The 19,849-nt window shown below is 36.3% G+C and carries 18 protein-coding genes; 6 read left to right on the top strand and 12 right to left on the bottom strand.

Annotated elements, in window-relative coordinates; translation table 11 throughout:
* Positions 1-85: 85 nt before the first annotated feature.
* From J2Z38_RS00090 to J2Z38_RS00080, 3 genes are read right to left on the bottom strand one after another with little or no spacing between them, the layout of a single operon-like run.
* Complete coding sequence (locus tag J2Z38_RS00090) at positions 86-1,963, bottom strand: PTS fructose transporter subunit IIABC (protein ID WP_209770925.1); 1,878 nt, start codon at positions 1,961-1,963, stop codon at positions 86-88.
* Positions 1,953-2,858 (bottom strand): 1-phosphofructokinase, encoded by a 906-nt coding sequence (gene pfkB / locus J2Z38_RS00085; RefSeq protein ID WP_209770923.1) that lies wholly within the window; start codon positions 2,856-2,858, stop codon positions 1,953-1,955. Before pfkB ends, J2Z38_RS00090 begins: the two co-directional genes overlap by 11 nt.
* A complete protein-coding gene (locus tag J2Z38_RS00080) occupies positions 2,855-3,550 on the bottom strand; it encodes a DeoR/GlpR family DNA-binding transcription regulator (RefSeq protein ID WP_209770921.1) in 696 nt (231 codons plus the stop codon). The genes pfkB and J2Z38_RS00080 overlap by 4 nt, the downstream gene beginning before the upstream one ends.
* 148 nt (positions 3,551-3,698) lie before the next feature.
* Between J2Z38_RS00080 and J2Z38_RS00075 the strand changes: the two genes are divergently transcribed.
* Positions 3,699-4,274: a xanthine phosphoribosyltransferase gene (locus tag J2Z38_RS00075; RefSeq protein ID WP_209770918.1), complete on the top strand. Its 576-nt coding sequence runs from the start codon at positions 3,699-3,701 to the stop codon at positions 4,272-4,274.
* A 379-nt stretch (positions 4,275-4,653) separates the two neighbouring features.
* Here J2Z38_RS00075 and J2Z38_RS00070 read toward each other — a convergent pair whose 3' ends face one another.
* Both J2Z38_RS00070 and J2Z38_RS00065 read right to left on the bottom strand, forming a co-directional pair.
* Positions 4,654-6,951, bottom strand: a complete 2,298-nt coding sequence (locus J2Z38_RS00070) for a YhgE/Pip domain-containing protein (RefSeq protein WP_209770916.1) — start codon at positions 6,949-6,951, stop codon at positions 4,654-4,656.
* Complete coding sequence (locus J2Z38_RS00065) at positions 6,944-9,016, bottom strand: efflux RND transporter permease subunit (protein WP_209770914.1); 2,073 nt, start codon at positions 9,014-9,016, stop codon at positions 6,944-6,946. Before J2Z38_RS00065 ends, J2Z38_RS00070 begins: the two co-directional genes overlap by 8 nt.
* Positions 9,017-9,597: 581 nt before the next feature.
* Between J2Z38_RS00065 and J2Z38_RS00060 the strand changes: the two genes are divergently transcribed.
* On the top strand, positions 9,598-10,032 hold the full coding sequence (locus J2Z38_RS00060) for a flavodoxin (protein ID WP_209770912.1): 435 nt from the start codon (positions 9,598-9,600) through the stop codon (positions 10,030-10,032).
* 1 nt (position 10,033) lies between these two features.
* Positions 10,034-10,579, top strand: a complete 546-nt coding sequence (locus J2Z38_RS00055; RefSeq protein WP_209770910.1) for a DUF3793 family protein — start codon at positions 10,034-10,036, stop codon at positions 10,577-10,579.
* A gap of 132 nt (positions 10,580-10,711) precedes the next feature.
* Here the strand turns inward: J2Z38_RS00055 and J2Z38_RS00050 are convergent, their stop codons facing one another.
* From J2Z38_RS00050 to J2Z38_RS00035, 4 genes are all read right to left on the bottom strand, one after another.
* Positions 10,712-11,659 (bottom strand): L-lactate dehydrogenase, encoded by a 948-nt coding sequence (locus J2Z38_RS00050; RefSeq protein ID WP_225304690.1) that lies wholly within the window; start codon positions 11,657-11,659, stop codon positions 10,712-10,714.
* Between the two features lie 100 nt (positions 11,660-11,759).
* Complete coding sequence (locus J2Z38_RS00045; protein WP_209770906.1) at positions 11,760-12,482, bottom strand: copper homeostasis protein CutC; 723 nt, start codon at positions 12,480-12,482, stop codon at positions 11,760-11,762.
* A 109-nt stretch (positions 12,483-12,591) separates the two neighbouring features.
* Positions 12,592-13,119, bottom strand: a complete 528-nt coding sequence (locus J2Z38_RS00040) for a cysteine hydrolase family protein (RefSeq protein ID WP_209770903.1) — start codon at positions 13,117-13,119, stop codon at positions 12,592-12,594.
* 44 nt (positions 13,120-13,163) lie between these two features.
* Positions 13,164-13,592 carry a hypothetical protein gene (locus tag J2Z38_RS00035; RefSeq protein ID WP_209770900.1) on the bottom strand — a complete coding sequence of 143 codons (429 nt, stop codon included), beginning with the start codon at positions 13,590-13,592 and terminating at the stop codon, positions 13,164-13,166.
* Between the two features lie 145 nt (positions 13,593-13,737).
* Between J2Z38_RS00035 and J2Z38_RS00030 the strand changes: the two genes are divergently transcribed.
* Positions 13,738-14,091 (top strand): class II SORL domain-containing protein, encoded by a 354-nt coding sequence (locus tag J2Z38_RS00030; RefSeq protein WP_209770897.1) that lies wholly within the window; start codon positions 13,738-13,740, stop codon positions 14,089-14,091.
* Between the two features lie 157 nt (positions 14,092-14,248).
* Here the strand turns inward: J2Z38_RS00030 and J2Z38_RS00025 are convergent, their stop codons facing one another.
* The 3 genes from J2Z38_RS00025 to J2Z38_RS00015 all read right to left on the bottom strand — a co-directional run bounded on the left by J2Z38_RS00025 (position 14,249) and on the right by J2Z38_RS00015 (position 17,996).
* Positions 14,249-14,920 carry a 5'-methylthioadenosine/S-adenosylhomocysteine nucleosidase gene (locus J2Z38_RS00025; protein WP_209770894.1) on the bottom strand — a complete coding sequence of 224 codons (672 nt, stop codon included), beginning with the start codon at positions 14,918-14,920 and terminating at the stop codon, positions 14,249-14,251.
* Between the two features lie 102 nt (positions 14,921-15,022).
* A complete protein-coding gene (locus J2Z38_RS00020) occupies positions 15,023-16,051 on the bottom strand; it encodes an enoyl-CoA hydratase/isomerase family protein (protein ID WP_209770892.1) in 1,029 nt (342 codons plus the stop codon).
* Positions 16,052-16,217: 166 nt separating this feature from the next.
* Positions 16,218-17,996 (bottom strand): flavocytochrome c, encoded by a 1,779-nt coding sequence (locus J2Z38_RS00015; protein WP_209770889.1) that lies wholly within the window; start codon positions 17,994-17,996, stop codon positions 16,218-16,220.
* A 234-nt stretch (positions 17,997-18,230) separates the two neighbouring features.
* Between J2Z38_RS00015 and J2Z38_RS00010 the strand changes: the two genes are divergently transcribed.
* The gene (locus J2Z38_RS00010) at positions 18,231-18,755 is read left to right on the top strand and encodes a sigma-70 family RNA polymerase sigma factor (RefSeq protein WP_209770887.1); all 525 of its coding nucleotides are present in this window, start codon (positions 18,231-18,233) and stop codon (positions 18,753-18,755) included.
* On the top strand, positions 18,739-19,731 hold the full coding sequence (locus J2Z38_RS00005; RefSeq protein WP_209770886.1) for a hypothetical protein: 993 nt from the start codon (positions 18,739-18,741) through the stop codon (positions 19,729-19,731). The genes J2Z38_RS00010 and J2Z38_RS00005 overlap by 17 nt, the downstream gene beginning before the upstream one ends.
* Positions 19,732-19,849 lie beyond the last annotated feature (118 nt).

Genomic DNA, 19,849 nt, shown 5'->3' with positions numbered 1-19,849 from the left:
ACCAAAAAGCACTGGTAATTTAGGTTTTTTTTCGTTTTTAAATCCTATCCAAAAACAAAAATCCCCCTAGGGGGATTTACTTGATTTAGTCTTGGTCTTCTGGTTTTTTCTTGATTGTACCAAAGATTAGACCGCCGATTATAGCTCCTATTGCAACTGCTCCAACAAATAATAAGGCTTGGTTTAATGATCCCATGGCTGGAAGGATGAAGATTCCACCATGTGGGGCTGGAGCGCTTACTCCAAAGTAGCCAACTATTGCACCAGCAATGGCTGATCCTATTACACATGATGGGAGAACTGTTTGTGGCTCTGCTGCCGCAAATGGGATGGCTCCCTCTGTGATGAAGGATGCTCCTAGGATGTAGTTGGTAATTGTTGTTTTCTTTTGTTCTTCATTGAACTTGCCCTTGAAGAAGGTTGTCGCAATGGCAATTGCAATTGGTGGCACCATTCCGCCAACCATTACAGCTGCCATAAAGGTGCCAATACCAGTGTCTGTAAAGGCTCCGATTGCAAAGGCATAAGCAGCCTTGTTGATTGGACCACCCATGTCGATTGCCATCATACCTGCAAGAAGGGCTCCTAGAAGGACCATGTTTGTGCCAGATAGGCTCATTAACCAGTTGTTGATAAAGTTATTTACACCTGTAAATACTGGGTCAATTGCAAAGAACATAATTGCTCCCACAATTAAAAGTCCTAGGACAGGGTAAATTAGCATTGGCTTTAAACCTTCAACTGATTTTGGTAGATTTCTTGTAGCTTTTTTGAGTAAGTTTACAACATAACCTGCTATAAAACCACCAATCAAACCACCGATGAAACCCGCTCCACGACTTGCCATAAGACCTGCAACCATACCTGGCATAAGGCCTGGCCTATCTGCTATGGAGTAGGAAATATAGCCTGCAAGGATTGGTATCAAGAAGGAAAAGGCATCTCCTCCAAGTCCATTGAGGAAGGTGAATACTGTTGATTTGTCACCTGTAAATCTTTCAAAGAGGAAGGAAATGGCAAGTAAAATACCACCGCCAATTACAAATGGCAACATGTGGCTGATACCATTCATAAGGTCGCCGTAAATTTTTTGGCTGATTGATTGGTTTTCTTCGCTATAAGTTGTGTTTTGACCGCCTTCTTCGTGGTAGATATTTGCTTCTCCTTTGATTGCCATATCCACAAGGTCATCTGCCTTTCTAATACCGTCAGAAACTGGTCTTTGGATTACTTTCTTGCCATTAAATCTAGCTGTTTCAACTTTTTTATCAGCCGCAATTATGATTGCGTCTGCTTTTTCAATTTCAGATTCTGTTAATCTATTTTTTATTCCGTCAGAACCATTAGTTTCTACCTTTATATTTACTCCCCTGGCCTTAGCTGCCTTTTCTAGGGCTTCTTGGGCCATGTAGGTGTGGGCAATACCATTTGGACAAGCGGTGACTGCAAGAAGGTTGATATTTGATTTTATCTCTTCCTTATCAGTCGCCTCCTCGACTGGTTTTTCTTTTGCTGAATATTTTTCAATTACACCATAAACCTCATCTTCGTTATTAACTTTTTTAAGGTCGTCGATGAAACCATCTTTCATAATCATCTTTGAAAGCTCTGCTAGGGTTGCAACGTGGAGGTTGTTTTCACCATCTGGAGCTCCTATTGCAAAGAAAATCTCTGTTGGCATACCGTCTAAGGCATCGTAGTCGAGTCCTCCGATTTTCCTAGCAAATAAAACTGCTGGCTCAATTACTGTTTTATTTTTGCTGTGGGGAATGGCTACAGATTCACCAAGGGCTGTAGATCCCTGGGCTTCTCTTTCCCTTAATCCCTCTGCAAAGTCTTCTGCACTTTTTACATAGCCTTTTTCAAAAAATTTGTCCGCAATTTCCTTGATTGCCGCATCTTTGGTATCCGCCTTAAGGTCTAGGACCATCAGGTCTCTTTTTAATAAATCTCTAATTTCCAATTTCTTCTACCTCTACTTCGCTTAATATTTGGTTAATCATGTCCCTATCTGCTATATCTGGGCTAAAGGCTGTTGCTGTCCCACAAGCAACTGCCAATTTGTAGGCATCGATTTTTTCGAGTTTATTTACCATTCCATAAACAAAACCGCCCACCATAGAATCTCCTGCACCTACTGAATTTACAAGCTTACCATGAATTGGTTTTGCCCTATAGGCTTTATTTTCATCTACAAAAATCGAACCCTTACCACCAAGAGAAACAATTACATTCTTAGCTCCAAGTTCATTTAACTTCCTAGCATATTGGACTAGGTTGTCATCATTTATTTCAGTTTCAAAAATCTTTCCCAATTCCTCTTCGTTTGGCTTAACTAAAAGTGGTTTATAGGCCAAATAATCCAAAAGCTTTTTGTCAGCTATATCAATAGTGAAATCCGCTTCGGTTTTTTCAATGACTTTCTTATAAAAATCGGAATCTAGTGAATATGGTAAAGACCCAGAAATAACAATGACATCTCCCTTTTCGATTTCTTCTAGGCTGTCAAAAAACTTCTGTACTTCTTCCTTTGAAATCATTGGACCCTTGGCATTGATTTCTGTTTCCTTGTCATATTTTAGTTTGACGTTTATTCTTGAATTTTCCTTAATTCTTACGAAATTCTCATCAAGACCCAAGTCCCTTATGGAATTTGCTATATATTCTCCAATAAAACCTCCGACAAAGCCCAAATTTACAGACTTTTCTCCGAGATTGTAGAGGATTTTACTAGCCATAATTCCCTTGCCGCCTGGATATTTTTCGTCTTCACTCGCCCTAATTGTCGCACCATCTTCAAATTTATCAAACCTTAAGATGTAGTCAATGGCGGGGTTTGTTGTAATTGTATAAATCATTCTTCCTCCGTAATTAGCTTGATTTCATCCCTAGTGGCTATTGTCGCAAAATATCTAATATTCTCCTTTGATTTGTCAGCCAAAACATAGGCTCTGGTTGAATTTTCAATAGCCTTGGCCTTAACCATGGCTTCGTTGATATCGGCAGTGTAAAAGCCCTTGTCATCAAAACCATTAGCCCCTATAAAGGCTAGGTCAAAATTGTACTTTCCTATTGATTCAAGAGTTTTGGGACCAGTTGTAACTTTGGTTTCTGGTTTTATCTGACCTTCTAAAAGTATGGCTGGGATATTTTTGTCGATTAATTTATCAACATGCATAAGGCCATTTGTGACAATTGTTATATCCTGGCCATTTTCAAGATAATCAATGACTTCATTGCAGGTTGAACCAGCGTCTAGGTAAATAAACTTAGCATCTCCTATTAGGCTTTTAGCCTTCCTACCGATTTGAGATTTTTCACTTAGCCTGATTTTTTGATTGTCAGTAAAATTCATCTCTCTTGCGGCGACAGAATTTAAAACCGCGCCTCCATGGACTCTTGTAATCTTGCCCATATCTTGTAAATATGACAAGTCTCGCCTCAAGGTAGATTCACTAACACCAAGCTTTTCTGTTAGGATTTTATTTGATACTGCCTCTTCTTTTTTGAGGATATCTAGAATAATATCCAATCTTTTTTCTAATATCATATTTATATTATAGCATCATTTTCATTCAAAGTCAATCAAAAACAATCATAATCTTTCATGAGATGAAAAAATTGACTATTTTACGTGGAAAGATTATAATTATCTAAAGTACATAGGAAGATTTTTAAAACATTTATAAGGAGATATGATGAAAGAACTAGAAGATAGAATTCTTAAAGACGGGATTGTTATTGGGCCTGATATATTAAAGGTTGACTCTTTTTTAAACCAACAAATCGACTCTAAATTAATCCATAAGATGGGCGTTGAATTTGCAAACTACTTTAGAGATAAAAATATCGATAAGGTCCTAACTGTAGAATCATCTGGTATAGCACCAGCTCTTGCTACAGCTCTTGAGCTTGAAGTTGACTGTGTTTTTGCCAGAAAAAAACAATCACTTACCACAGGTGATAACTTCTATCATTCAAGCGTATATTCATTTACCAAGCAAGTTACAAATGAACTTATTGTGTCAAAAGACTTCATAAAAGAAGGCGAAAATGTCCTAATGATCGATGACTTTTTAGCAAACGGTCAAGCAGCTAAAGGTATGATTGCAATAGTTAGACAAGCGGGAGCAAATCCAGCAGGACTTGGAATCGTAATAGAAAAATCCTTCAGCGAAGGAAGAGAACTCATAGAGGATATGGATATAGACATCTATTCCCTAGCAAGGATTGCCAAACTAGAAGACGGAAAGATTACATTTGTAGAAGAATAAAAAATAACTGTCAGGAAAAAATCCTGGCAGTTTTTGATTGGAAATTTTTAATTAAATCCCTTTTGGCCTTATTTATATGATATAATAAAAATGCCTAACACCATATTTTATTAGGTGGAGGGAGGTGAGTAATGATGACTCGCATTATTTGGGAAAACTTCTATTTCCCCTTGTTTGTAGGGTTAATCTTGCTTTTTGTAAAAAAGTATCTAGACCTTTCAAAAGTAAACAAAAAGACACCAGTTACAAGCCCGTCGGCTCGTGGAGACCTGGTGTCTTTTTTGGTGAGTATTAATTGACTCGCATACTCAGCTTTGTAAGAGGTGGCTTCTCTTGGTATTATTATATGGGTTTTACTGGATTTTTCAATATCAATCCTTTATCTAATTTTCTCTATTATTCTTGATCTTGTTTCAATATCATCAGTAGAGCCTGATATTGAATTGTTTTTCTTAGCAAGATTTGACATTTGGTCTAGGATTTCTCCTACTTCTTTGATATCTCCAGTTTTGTTGGCTATTTTATCAATGCCTTCTGCCTTGTATTTTCTTAGTCCTGAGTCAAATTCTTCATACTTTTTATTATAGGTATCTGACCCTTCCTTTAACTTAAGGGCACCAGCTCTTAGGTCAAGTATCCCCTTATTTAAATCAGAAAGACCCTTAGCCATCGGATTTAAAGCCTTATCATTTATTGATCCAAGCTCACTTAAAGCCTTGGATCTTTCCTTAAATTCGTTAAGACCAAGTGATAATTTTTCTGAACCTTCTTTTAGGTCAGCAGATTTTGAATCTAATAAATTTAGACCAGCACCGAGTTTTTCCACACCTTCTTTATTAGCTTGTGTACCAGCTAATAGGTTTTCAGAGCCTTCCTTTAGCTTATCTAAGCCCTCATCAAGTTGGCTTAGGGCCTCACCTAATTTCATTAGGTCGGAATCAGATAAGCCACTTTCAATTTTTTCTATGCCTGCTCCTAGTTTGACTGATGCTTCTTTTAGGCCATCTTTAGATTCACCAAGCTTTTCACTCATCTCTCCAAGACCCATGCTTAATTTGTTAAGGCCACTTGTAAGCTCATTTGATGCCCCGCTTAAGTTTTTTAAACCAGAGTAAATTTCTGCATTTGCCCTTGCACTGACACCGAGTTTTTGACTTTGGCCATAAAGTTCATTTTTGATTGCCCTTAGGCTTTCAATTTCACTTGTCAAAGACCCATCAGTATTTTTAGCCTCAAGACTTGCTATTTGATTTTCAAGACTAGCCGCATTCTGGTTAATACTTGATATTACCGATTCGGTATTTGGTACATTTTCTCCTGCAGCGCTTAGGTCTCTTAGGGATTTTGATATTTTTTCTGAAGAGTCACTAGCTGATTTTAAGCCCAGGCTTAGTCTTTCTAAAGATTCTGCCATAGGACTTATATTCCCGCTAAAGTCATCAATACCTGTTCTTAAGGCCTTTAAAGAAGTCGCAAATTCTCTTAGATCATTACCTTCGGCATCTTGGGATAATTTTTCACTAAGTTCCTTACTTCCTTGGCTGAGCCTTTCAATTCCTGCATTTAACTCACTTGCTCCTTGGTTTAGACGGTCTGCACCGTCCATCAAATCGCCCATTTTTGAATTTATCTCAGAAAGACCACCTGTATATTGGTTAAGACCGTGATTTAAATTAGCCCCTCCCTCATCGAGGTCAGAAATCGCATTTTCCATTGGTCCTATTTTTTCTGGCAAGCTTGCAAAGGCTCCGCTCATTTGGTCAAAACCTGCAATTAACTTCTCAGATCCTGCGGATAATTTTCCAGATCCATCAGCAAGGTTTGAAATTCCATTATTAAGGCTTTTACTTCCTTCTTTGAGCTTGTCTGAACCATCAACAAGCTTAGCTGCATTTGCTGTTAATTCATCAAGTCCACCTTCCAAATCATCAAAGGATCTTAAGTTTTTGACATCTTGGAAAATTTCATTTGTTATTACAACATAGGCTTCGCTAGGTTTGAAATTTTCAACTTCCATTTCAATTTCAATCTGGTCCTTAAACTTATCAAGCTTTTCATCATCCAAAAGTCCTGCAAAATTTTCCCTTAGACCTGGAGCAAGGACTCCAGCTACTATTTGGTTTTTGCCATCTTTTATAATTTTTGCAGAATCAGCCTCGATATTTTTTACCTCGTCATCTGCAAAAGTCATCTCGGTCAATACAAGGTATGGAGCGTAAATTGATTTTCCTGATTTTAGATTTTCCTTAACCTTATTGTGGGCTGTAATTGTGATTTTAAGCTTGCCAGATTTTCCTTCAAGGTCTTTAAAATCTATGGCCTTGCCATCTAATTCGTATCTTATTTCTACATCCACAGGCAAGTCCTTGTCAGTCTTACCCTGGTAATAAAAGTCTTTATCTTTAGAATTTATATCAATAAAACCGTCCTTGAGCTCAATTTTTTCATCAGTTTCAAGGTTTTTAATGTCTTTAAGGTCTGACTTGTCCTTAATACCTGCCTTTCCGTCCTTATTTATCCAAACTGAGACAGTCTGATCTGTGACCTTGCCCGCTTCTTTTGTAACATAAACAGTTTCATTTTTATAAGTTTTAGCCTCACTAGCAAAAGCGATGTTTCCTCCAAGTATAGAACTTACACTTAAAACTGCGAGTGCTTTTACAAATTTTTTATTCATTTTCTTTTCCTTCCTTAAATCCTTTTGTAGTTTTTTCAATAAATGGTATTGAGACCCCTATTATGGCTGGTAAGAAGATGATAATTACAAGCATTGAAATTATCGCACCCCTAGCCAAGAAAATACAAATAGTTGATACAATTTCCATCTTTGAGTAAATACCTACACCAATAGTTGCTGCGAAAAATGAAAGGGCAGATGTAACTATTGATTTTGATGTTTCCCTAACCGATAGGTCAAGCGCCTTATCAAGGTCTTTGTGCTTTTTATATTCAAAGATAAACCTATCCATCATCAGTATTGAATAATCAATGGTTGAACCTAATTGGACTACACCGATAATTATCGAAGTGATAAAAGGTATTGTGTGTCCAAAATAGAATGGGATTCCCATATTTATGAAAATTGCAAGTTCGATGGCTGCTATTAGAACAATCGGAATTGCAAATGACTTGAAAACTAAAGCGATGATTAAAAATACCACTATAATTGAAGCGATATTTACCATCTTGAAATCCCTGTCAGATAGGATTGTCAAATCTTTTGTCAAAACTGCCTCACCTGTAAGTTTGCCATCAGGATCGTGATCTTTTACAATCTTATCAATTTCAGAAACCTGCTTATTGACCTCGCTTGAAGCTGTTTGGTATTCTGAATTAACCATAATCATCTGATAGCCATTTTGAACGAAGTTTTGCTTTAATTTTTCAGGTAGGACTTCGCTTGGGATGGTTAAGCCTGTCATAGAATTCACACTTAGAACGTTATTTACCCCGTCCACACCTTCAATTTCTTCTATCATTGAATTTACACTTGTTTTTGAAAGGTCATCCTTGACTACTATAAAATGGCTTGAAGCCATATTGTAGTCTTTTTTCATCTTGTTTAGGGCAACAATTGAGTCTAGATCTTGTGGGAGCGACCTATCCAAGTTGTAATAGAGATTAGTATTTCTTGCCCCGTAGACAGCTGGTATAAACAAAAGTAAAAATACTACAAAAAGTTTTTTCCTATGTTTGATTGTAAAGCTTGCTGTCCTTGAAAAATCAGGAAGTAAAACCTTGTGGTTAAACCTATTTACAAGTTTTTCTGCCAATAAAATCATTGGTGGCAAGACTACAACTGTTGAAATAAGCCCTAAGAGCACTCCCTTGCTCATTACAAGCCCTATATCCTTACCTAAACCTAACTGCATTAATAAAAGTACTAAAAATCCTGCGAAAGTTGTAAGAGATGAGGCAAAGATTGATGCTAAAGTCGAATCAATTGCCTTAGCCATGGCCTCATTATTACTTTCATTTTTCTTTTTCTTTTCTACATACCTATGGTAGAGGAAAATCGAATAGTCTGTTGTAACAGCTAACTGCAAAACAGCTGCAATTGCCTTGGTTATATAAGAAATTTCTCCCAAGAAAAAGTTTGTTCCAAAGTTATACAAAATTGCATAGCCAATATTTAACATAAAGAGAAATGGGATAATAGTTGATTCATTGGCCAAAGATAGAACTACAAGGGCCAAAGCAACTGCAAGAGCCACATAAATTGGAGTTTCCCTATCGATTAGGTCCTTGGTATCCTTAACCAAAGAAGAGATTCCACTTAGGTATTTTTCCTTAGACTCAAGATCCCTTATCTGATCAATTGCCTCCATTGTCTTAAAAGACGAAGATGACTCAGAAAATTTAACCATCAAAAGAGTTGAATCTTCAGCATAAAAAGCATCCCTAATCTCGTCGGGTAAAAATTCACTAGGAACTGTATCGCCAACGATTGAAGACTTTGAAATTACATCTTCTATCCCATCTATTTCTAATATTTCTTTTTTTAACTTGTCTGCATCGTGATCAGTGCCCTTTAATATAAGCATGCCCGTAGCAGCATTCTTAAAGTCCTTATCGAGGATCTCCTGGCCTTGAGTAGACTCAAGATTTTCTGGCAAATATGATAGGATATCATAGTTTACCCCTGTGGAATTATAACCAATCCAAGATGGTATTAGTAAAATAGTCATTACCAGAAGAACCAACCTAGGATGGTATGAAATAAATTTTGATATTTTTTTCATTACTAACTTCCTTTCTAAATAGGACCAAAAAACTAAGCTAAAAATTTTAATAATTTCAATAAAATGGATTTTATTTTCTAAAAGCTTTTTCACCTTATATTTTTATAATCAATACGCAAGCAAAACAAAGTATAATTCATAATATATTATTTTTACTTTATTATTGAATTGATAATATAAATATTTATACTCATTATATTCGAATATCTAAATCTTAGCTTTATGATAGTTAATCTTTATTTTTTTATGTCCTCACTTTATAATACACCCTTATAAAAAGAATTCAAATTTAGAAACAATATATTTTATATATAATTTTTCATTAAGATTTTATATTTTGCCAAAATTTAGTATTCTTATCTTTTCACCTAGAATTTTTTATCTATTTTTTTGCATAGGCTATAAGATGAATATTGAAATCTAGACCTTCTTTATTTTTTAATAAAAAAATAAAAAAACGCTTGACAATTATCAAGCAATAGTTTATTATTAGGATAGACGTTGATAAGGATTATCAATCTCATATATATTGATAAGGATTATTAATATCATAAATTACGAAATCAAATTAAGGAGATATTATGAAAAAAGTAGCAGTAGTTTATTGGTCAGGAACTGGTAACACCCTAGCTATGGCAAATGAAATAGCAGATGAACTTAAAAATTCTGATTTAGAAGTAAACGTATTAAATTGTTCAGACTTTAGCGAAAGCGATGTAGCAAACTATGATGGTTTTGCTTTTGGTTGTCCAGCTATGGGATCAGAAGAACTAGAAGATAGCGAATTCGAACCTATGTTTGAAAGCGTAGAAAAATCTCTTTCTGATAAGCCAGTTCTTATTTTTGGTTCTTATGAATGGGCTGAAGGCGAATGGATGCAAACTTGGCAAGAAAGATGCGTAGCAGATGGAATTAATCTTGCTTGTGACGGTCTAATTGCCTATGATTACCCAGATGACGCAGCTTTAGAAGAATGCAGAAGAGCAGCAAAGGATTTAGCTAACACTCTAAAATAAAATGAACGAATTCTTGCTCGTTAATTACGCATCACAAACTTTAGCAAACAGAAAACTCGCAAATCTATTTACCTTTAAAAATAACCAAAATATCGACATTAAAAAAATGGTCGATGAGTGGAATGAAGTACTTAACAAGAAAAATATGTATGTAGAAATACTTAGAGAAGGCGAAACTTCCGCTCAAATTTATGCCTACAGGCCTGATAAATTAACCTATGTGTTAAATCAAACCAAGGTCAAAACCCTCTTAACAGGCCTAGGCTACAAAACAAATGACCTTGACCAATGCATCAGGCATTTGAAATATAGGTTCAAAAAAGAATCTTTCCCTCACGAAATCGGTATTTTTCTTGGCTACCCCTATGAAGACGTAGTTGGTTTTATCGAAAATAAAGGGGATAAATTTCTCGCCAATGGCTACTGGAAAGTCTATGCCAAAAAAGAAGAGAAAATCAAATTATTTGAAACCTACAATAAGATTAGAAAATCTTACAAACGTATTTTTAAAAGCCACGGGGACCTATCTAGGCTTTGCCTCGGCTAATTTTAGCCAGGTTCTTTGTCCCCATTAAGGAAAATGTCTATTCCTTACCTAATATAATTTACTATGCAAAAAAAGACCTAGCCTTGTGTGAATAATTTTTTCACCATCTGCTAGGTCTTTTTTTTATATTTTTTATTTATCGTATAGACCGGCCTTTTCCATTACTGTTCTAAGGGTGTCGGCTGATTGTTTCATTCTTTCTTTTTCTGTATCTGTAAGTGGCACGTCTATTACCCACTTAACTCCGGCCTTGCCGATTACTGACGGAACGCCGATGAAGATGTCTTTTTGTCCATATTCCCCATCAAGGTAGGATGAGGTTGAATATACTGAGTTTTCATCGTTTATTATAGCTTCCACAAGCCTTGCAAGGGCCATGCCTATGCCGTAAAAGGTAGCACCCTTTTTGTTTATAATCTCATAGGCAGCGTTTTTTACCTTTTCAAAAGTATTTAAAAGAGCCATTTCATCAACATCTGAGTGGTTGGTAACCCATTCATATATTGGAAGTCCGCCCACATTTGTATGTGACCAAACAGGGAATTCTGTATCTCCGTGTTCGCCTAAGATATAAGCATCAACACTCCTTGGATCAATGCCAATTAGAGAGGCTATTTCTTTTTTAAATCTTGATGTATCAAGGCTTGTACCAGATCCAATTACCTTTTCTGCTGGTGCACCCGAATATTTCCATGTAGCGTAAGTTAGGATGTCTACAGGGTTTGAAGCAACTACATAGATTCCCTCAAAGCCAGAATCCTTAATCTTTCCTATCATATCTTTAAAAATTTTAAGGTTTTTATCCACCAAATCAAGCCTGGTTTCACCTGGTTTTTGTGGGGCACCTGCAGTGATTACAACAACTTCCGCATCCTTGCAATCAGAATAATCTGCCTTAAATATTTCCTTTGGTTTGGTAAAAGAAAGGGCATCTGAGAGGTCCATAGCGTCGCCTTCTGCCTTATCTTCGTTCAAATCAATAATTCCAAGCTGTCTGCCAATGCCTAAAATTGTTGAAGCGTAGGCAAAAGATGAACCTACTGCCCCATCGCCAACTAAAATAATTTTGCTATCTTTAATCATAATATCTCCTTTTTATTAAAATTCTAAACCATTTTCCTATTCTTATGTCTATTTTAACAAAGATTGGAAATATTTCTATGACTCAAATCACAATTTTTTATTTTTTCAAATCATCAATTGCATCTCTCGCAGCTTCGACAAGGCCAGAACTTAACAACCTATAGTCATCAAAAGCCTTGCCAAAATTATCGTAGTCGATTTCAGTCTGACCTGTATAGGATGCTGACAAGTGGAAATTCTCTATATGAGTTTTTTCATAAATCTCTTTTATATTTTCATGATTAACCCCGGAGCCTGCCATAATTTCGATTTTATCTCCGTATTTTGCTTGTAAATCTCTAATCAAATCCAAACCTTCAACAGCTTTTGGTTTTTTACCTGATGTAAGAATCCTATCTACTCCCATTTTGATTAGTTCTTCGATTTTTTCTTCACCATCATTGGAATAATCAAAGGCCCTATGAAGGACAACTTTTTTTGGAAAAGCCAGATAAACAAGTTCTTTCATGGTTTCTATATCAAGGCTTCCATAAGAATCAAGGACTCCAAGAACAAAACCATCAATAGGTTTATCCTTTAAGGCAATTATTGTCGCCTTCATCTGATCAATTTCAAAATCATCATAGGTAAAATGGCCAGGTCTTGGTCTTACCATGACAAATTTTTCTATATTATCATACTCACAACAAATATCTACAAGGCCAGGATCTGGAGTGAGACCATCAAGTGTTAGGGACGAACAAATTTCAACCCTATCAGCCCCGCCAAAATAGGCCCCAATCATTCCATCAAAAGAATCAATACAAATTTCAAGTTTCATAAATCCTCCTTTAGTTTTCCTATCTCTATTATAACAAAATATAATATTTTAGGAAAAAATCCTACAAAAAAAGCTACAAGTTTTTTAACTTATAGCTTTAAAAATCTTATTACTGCCTAAAATCTGCAAATTTTATGATATTTACCTGGCAAGATGCCATAGCAACTAGGCTTGCCTCGTGGGCGGCTTCGCTTGTGGCCCTGCACAAGTCTTCTATTACAGTGACTTCTGTATCGAGTAGGGCGTTTTTGATCATTATAGCATTTGAAAGCACGCAGATGTCTGTACAAATTCCTACCATATAAATATTATCAATTTTTTCTTTTTTATTTAATTCAGAAAGATAATCAACAAGTTCATAAGACCCAAAAGATGGCTTATCTATAATCTTTTTATCCTTGGTGTCTATTTTTATTTCCCAACCATGGGTCCCCTTGACACAATGGGTCACAGGTAGGTGCTTGCCTTCAAGGCTTTCCAAATAAGATTCCTCGTGGGTATCCCTTGTAAAAATGACCTCGCCCTTAAAATCTTCAATTAATTTTTCTATAGGCTTTACAATCCTGTCATTGCCCTCATTACCAAGGGCACCGTCCACAAAATCATTTTGCAAATCAACTACTAATAATACGTCCATGATTTCTCCTTCTTATCTCTTAAAAAATTACCATAGAATCTTTACTAATCTTCTAATTCTTTTATTTCCCTATCAACCTTATCCCTAACTTCAACAATTGCATGCCTTAATTCTTTTAGGGCGACGAGATTTTCTTTTATTTCGCCTTGGACCCTGATATCGGTGAATATATTGTCAAAAACTAGGTCGAATACCTCGTCCGAAAGCCTGTCTGGTATGGCATCTGGCAAGCTTATATCAACATCATTAAGTTCTTTATTGAGAGCTTTAAGGCTTAATGATATTTCTTCTAGGCTGTGGTTTGCCTCGCCTATCTTATTTCTTTTAACAAGGCTTGAAATTAATCCTCCACCTAAAATATCTAAAATTCCCCAAGATGAGGCGGATTCTAGTTGGCCTAGGCCACAATCTATCTTTGCTATTGCCATATCGGCGGCACTTCTTGCCTCTTTTAATTCCTTTAGTCTGTCCATAGGACCTCCTTTTTTACATTATATTTTATGGAAAAATATTTTCAATAAACTAGTTTATTAAAGTAAATATATTGCTAGTTTTTGTTTATAAAATTTAAGCTTGGGTATATTATAAAATGTAGACTATAATATATGGAGGATTAATATGAAATTAACAGAAACAGTTCAAACAGCTGATTGGAAAGCTGAAAAACACGTTCCAGTTATCCACGTTACAAAAGAAGATGGTCTTTTACACATCAAGGCTAATGTTGGTGAAGAAGTAGAACATCCAAATACCTTCGAACACCACATCGCTTGGATCAAGGTTTTCTTTAAACCAGAAGGAGCAAAATTCCCAATCGAAGTTGGTTCTTATGAATTTAAGGCACACGGTGAAGATGAAATCTTCACACAACCATGTGTAGAAGCTAGAGTTAAAACTGACAAGGGTGGCGAAGTTTACGCACTTGCATACTGCAACATCCACGGTCTTTGGGAAAACACAGCAGAAATCTAAGACAAATAAAAAAGCAAGGTTTATGCCTTGCTTTTTGCTTGCCTATTTTTTCAATAAATTTGTTTATATTTTCAATTTATAAATCATTTTATCGAAATTTTCCAATTTACAATCCAAAATTATTGACTTTATAAAAGCCTTTCTGACCTGTATAAAATTATAATTCTTTTATTATATCGTCAATTATCCCAACTGCGACTTTTGATGCACGTTCGAAATTCGCGTAAAATTCTGCCCCACCTTCTGTGAGAGCATCTGAAACTGCCTTTATCATTAGAAAATCCGCCCCATATAAGTGGCTGGCTAATGCAATTGCAGCTCCTTCCATGTCGACAATATCACAGTCCCATTCCTTGGCAAGTTTTGTTTTTGCATCAAAGCCTGCTATAAATTTATCGCCTGAAGCAAGCCTTACTTTTTCCAAATGTGGGTCGATTTTCATTGCTAAATCAACCAAGCTTTCAGTGGTCTTCATGGCCACATCGTCAAAAATATCATATTGGCCTTTTGCGACATTATCTACGTCCGATGTGTCAAATTCGTAATGGCAGACACTTTCTACAACAGTGAGTTCTTCTACCTTTCGATCATTTAAAGCGCCAACAACCCCATAATTTATAATGGTTCCGCACTTATAAAAGTCAAGTAAAAGGGTCATGGCAATAGCCGCACGGATTTGCCCTGCACTTGAAGGACAAACATAAACGTCCTTATCGTGGATATGGTATTTCAAAACTTCAAAGCTGCCGTGCTTATATCTTTCTATTGGGTCTTTGTAGATATTATAAAAAGCATCAAATTCTACTGCTACTAATATTCCTATATTCATCTTATCACCTCTAGATTATTATATAATTTATTAGGTAAATTTCCAAAAACTCCCCTTAGTATTTTAATCTATATACCATTTTGCCTTTAATTGTTTTAAGGCTTATTTTATCCCAAGTAGGTTGTAAACTTCATTTTTATCTACATCTTCAAAGTTTTTGACAGGCCAAGATGGCTTATCTCCCCTATCTATCATAACGGTTCTGATGCCTTCAGCAATCCCACCTGACTTTAGACCGTGATTTATAATTTCTAAATCCATGTCAATTGTTTCTTCCCTAGTTAGTTTTTTGCCTAGGAAATATTTTTGAAATTGAACCTCGGACATAAAAGGGTCCCTAGTTTTCAAAATTTCTAAATTTTCCCTAGCAAAGTCATCTGTTTGGTCTACTTCAAGAGCTTTTATAATCTCTGATAGCTTATCCTTAGCAAAATATTTTTCGATTTTTTCCTTAATTTCTGTATTAACTGTTGAGCCTGGTTTTTTGCTAAAAATCTCTATTTCCTTTTTGAAATCGCCTATTATATCATCACTATCGATAGCAAAAAGAATTTCCAAAATTTTTCCGTAATCCTTTGAATCAATCAAAACATCAGCAAGGTCTAATCTTACCAAATCGTCTGGATATAGTCTTGCCCCTGTAAGACCTACAAATTGACCAATAGCTTGGGGAAGCTTTGAAATATAGTAACCGACAGACACGTCTGGGATAAAGCCCAGGCTAGTTTCAGGCATGGCCCAATTCACTGTTTCATCAGCTATAATTAGGTCTGAATGAATAGTTAGTCCTACTCCACCTCCCATGGTCACCCCGTACCAATGAGCGATTATTGGCTTTGGATAGGTCATAATATATTTATTGAGGTCAAATTCTTCCTTGAAAAACTCATCCTTTTTTGGCTCGGCCTCGTTTTTTATATAATCATAATAGATTTCCTTAAGGTCCCCTCCAGCACAAAAACCCCTCTCAGCCTTTGAGTCAAACAAAATCACCTTAACATTTGGATTTTTTTCATAATCCCTTAGGGCCTTCTCAATTTCTTGTATCATCTCGCAATTTAGGGCATTTAAGGCCTTGGGCCTATCTAGGTAAATTATTCCAATCTTATTTTTTATTTCACTTTGTATCATAAATCCTCCTGGACTTTTTCTTTGTATTAATAAAATCAATCTACCTTATATATACCAATAAGGCCTATGACTTAAACAAAAATTGTCAATCTTTATTGAATTTTCAGAGATTCTTAATTTTTGCAAAATAAAATAGCCCAAATGGGCTATTTTACATTTGTTTTTCTTATTTTTTAGCGTTTGCTGCTGCGTTTTCACCAGCGATTTTTCCGAATACTGTGATGTCAGCCATAGCTACAGATCCAAGTCTGTTTGAACCGTGGATACCACCTGTAACTTCGCCTGCTGCGTAAAGTCCGTCAATCCATTCGCCGTCTTTGTTTAGAACTTGTGCGTCTGTATTGATTTTTAGACCACCCATGGTGTGGTGAACAGCTGGTGCTGCCTTCATCATGTAAAATGGTGCGTCTTTTACTTGCCAGCCTAGCATTCTTAGGTTGAATTCTGGGTCTTCTTTTTTTGCAGAGTTTTCGTTGAAAGTCTTAACTGTTTCAAGAAGGGCATCCTTGTCAATTCCAAAGTGGTCAGCTAATTCTTCAAGTGTGTCAGCCTTAACCATTAGGCCCCTGTCAAATAGTGATTTTGCTTCTTCTGGGTTTGATTTCATGGTGCCTGTTTTTTCGTTTGATGTTTCATCCCAAAGTACATAGCCAACATAGTCTGTTTGAGCCTTGATTGCCATTGAGATTTCTCTTCTTGTGCCTAGTTCTTCAACAAATCTCTTACCTTCTTTGTTTACAAGTAGGGCTCCACCAACAAGTCTGGTGTCTCCACAGTAAAGAAGTTTGCCTGTTTCAACGTCACATACTGGGTAAAGTTGGATTTTATCCATGTCAACTGTGTCTGCACCAAGTTTTTCTGCCATTGTGATACCATCACCTGTTGCTCCTGGTGAGTTTGTTGATAGGACGTGTTCGTCGACTTCCTTATCATTTTCATAGCACATTTCAGCGTTAGCGCCAAAACCACCTGATGCAACTACTACTGACTTAGAATTTACAATTAATTCTCCATCTTTTGTTTCTGCCTTGATTCCACAAACCTTGCCATCTTTAGATAAAATTTCCTTTACGTCTGTTTCTGTTAGGACTTCAATTCCTAATTCTTCAGCCTTCTTTAGGTAATTTTTGATTAGTTCGTTACCTGTATGAGCTGCTGGGATTAGAGATCTTTTAACTGAGTGACCACCGAAGAACATTAGTGAATCTAACCACTCAACGCCGATGTCATCTCTTAACCAGTAAGCATCTTCTGTAGCCTTATCTGCTAAAACCTTGATAAGCTCTGGATTTCCACCAGCTTCTTCAACGTCTTTTGCAAATAATTCCTTAGAATCTTCGATACCTTCTTCTTTTTGGATGTCGTTTGCTGGTGCTGCATATTCTCCACCAGAAATTAGGGTATTACCACCAACTGATGCTAGTTTTTCAACTAGGATTACATTTGCTCCTGCTTCCTTAGCGGAAACCGCTGCAGCAAAACCTGCACCACCACCGCCTATAACAACAACGTCAGTGTCCTTTTCAACTGTTTCGCCTTTTTTAGCTTCGCCTTTAGCTTCAAAATTCTTTACATCCCTACCGCTTGCAACGATTGCAGCCTTAACTGCTTCTATTACTGCAGTAGATGTAACTGTAGCACCTGAAACTGTGTCAACATTAATAGAATTGTTTGCAACAATCTCTTCTACAAGCTTATCAGCTGCCTTATCTCCAAGACCTTCTGTTTCTTCGTGGGTAAGGTCGATTTTTGCAATCTTATCCCCATCGAAAGTTACTACAGCCTTAAGGTCTCCATTGTGACCTGCCGCTGTACCTTCTCCAGTAGTTTCACCTACTGTAGCTTCCTTGCTGTCTCCTGCCTTATTATCAGTCTTAGCAGATCCGCAAGCTGAAAAAAGCATGGTCATTGAAAGCAATAATGCTAATGTTTTACTTTTGTTCATATACTCTCCTTTTATGTATTCTGTTCCTACAGTATGATATCAAATATACAGAACCTTTGCAAGCACTTGGGATAGCCAATTAAAGCGATTTTTATAAATTCTTATAGATTTACGAATTTATGCAAAAATATTAGGCTTTTCCATAGATTTAGCTAATAATTATTATTAAGAATTTTAAATATTTTTTGATAAAAAAGCGACTGCTCTTACGAATATATAGGTGAAGGAGATAATATGAATGAAAAAAAGATAATAAGAGGCATAAAAAATAGGGATGAAAAAGCCCTTAGGGCCTTTATCGACTCCTACGGACCAGTGATGAAGGCATCAATCTACAAAGTCCTTACCTTCAACGAAGAAATCAGGATGGAGGTCCTAAACGACAGCGTCCTCGCAGTTTGGGACAATATAGACTCCTTTGATACTGCTAGGTCCTCTTTTAAAAATTGGTGCGCAGGAATCGCAAGATACAAGGCCATAGATGCCCTAAGAAAGGAAATCAGACACAAGAGTGTGGATTTCGATGAAGTTTCAAATTATTTGGAAGATGGTAATGAGATTAATATCGATGAATCGGCAGAAATCCTCAAGGTCCTAGACGAAAAAGACCGAGAAATTTTTAGGAAATTATTTATAGAAGGCTATTCCTATGATGATTTGGCCAAGGTATATGACATATCAAAGGCCGGACTTTACAACAGGGTAGCCAGAGGCAAGAAAAAAATCAAGGAGGAAATCCAAAATGAAAAATGTTTATGATAAGATAAATGACCTAGACTTTGAAACTGACGAATTTGAACTAAATGATATTGAAAGGGAGAAATTATATATGACAGCAAAAAATTATAAGAAAAAATCAAATAAAAAATATATGGCAGTTGCAGCAGCCCTCTTGCTTGCACTAGGGCTTAACGTCTCACCTGTAAAGGCTGAGGTTTCAAAGGCCTTCACAGATATAAAGGTATCAATGATGGAAACCTTCGGAGCAAGCCCTGAATCATACAAATATGTGACAGAACTTCACAAACCAATACAAATTGGCGATGACTCTTTCATCCTAGAAAATCTCGCCATTGAAGATAATAAAATGTTTTTAAATATAATTAGACAAGCAGAAGCTTTTGAAAATGCTTCGCCAGAATCCATGCCAGACTCATCAATTTATAAGGTTGTGATAAATGGGGAAACTTACAAGGCCCTTGGAGAATCTGGCTCTTCAGGTCTAAATGAAGATAAAAAAACTTTCACCAAATCAACCATGCTAAGCTTTGACAAGGACTTTCCAAGACTGGAAAATGCAGTCGTAGACCTCTACTTCCTAAATGATTCAAAAAGTGATATTGTATCTATCAAGGCTTCTACAAATCTTGTGAATGGAGAAAATAAAGTCTTAGCTCAAAACTACGACCTTGAAAATGGGGCAAACATAAAACTAATGAAAATAAACCCAATCACAATGACAGCTGTAATTGAAGGTCTTGATATAGATTATGACTACCAACTTGAAGGACTTGACAAGGATGGCAAAAAAGTCCAACTTGACCTAAGAACAGTTGATGATGGCGTATTTACCTTCATCTATAATTCAGGATTCTCAGATTTAAGCCTAGACCAAATAAAAGACGGCAGAGAAATCACCTTCACCCTATCAGGATCAAAAATAAATGAAACTTCAGGCAAATTAACAGACGGAAACTACGAAAAAGTCGCAGAATTTACTCTTTCAGCAAAATAAGTAATTTAAAAGTAGGTGAGAAAATGACCTGAACCCCAAAATCCGGAATACGGATGGAGGGGTTTTTGTATGACAAAATATACAAAAGAATTTAGAGTAAAACTAGTAAAGGAATATT

Origin of the sequence: Anaerococcus degeneri (assembly GCF_017874475.1) — a bacterium.
Taxonomy (GTDB): Bacteria; Bacillota; Clostridia; order Tissierellales; family Peptoniphilaceae; genus Anaerococcus; species Anaerococcus degeneri.
The sequence above is the reverse complement of the archived record's forward strand: the minus strand, read 5'-3'. Positions and strand labels throughout refer to the sequence as shown.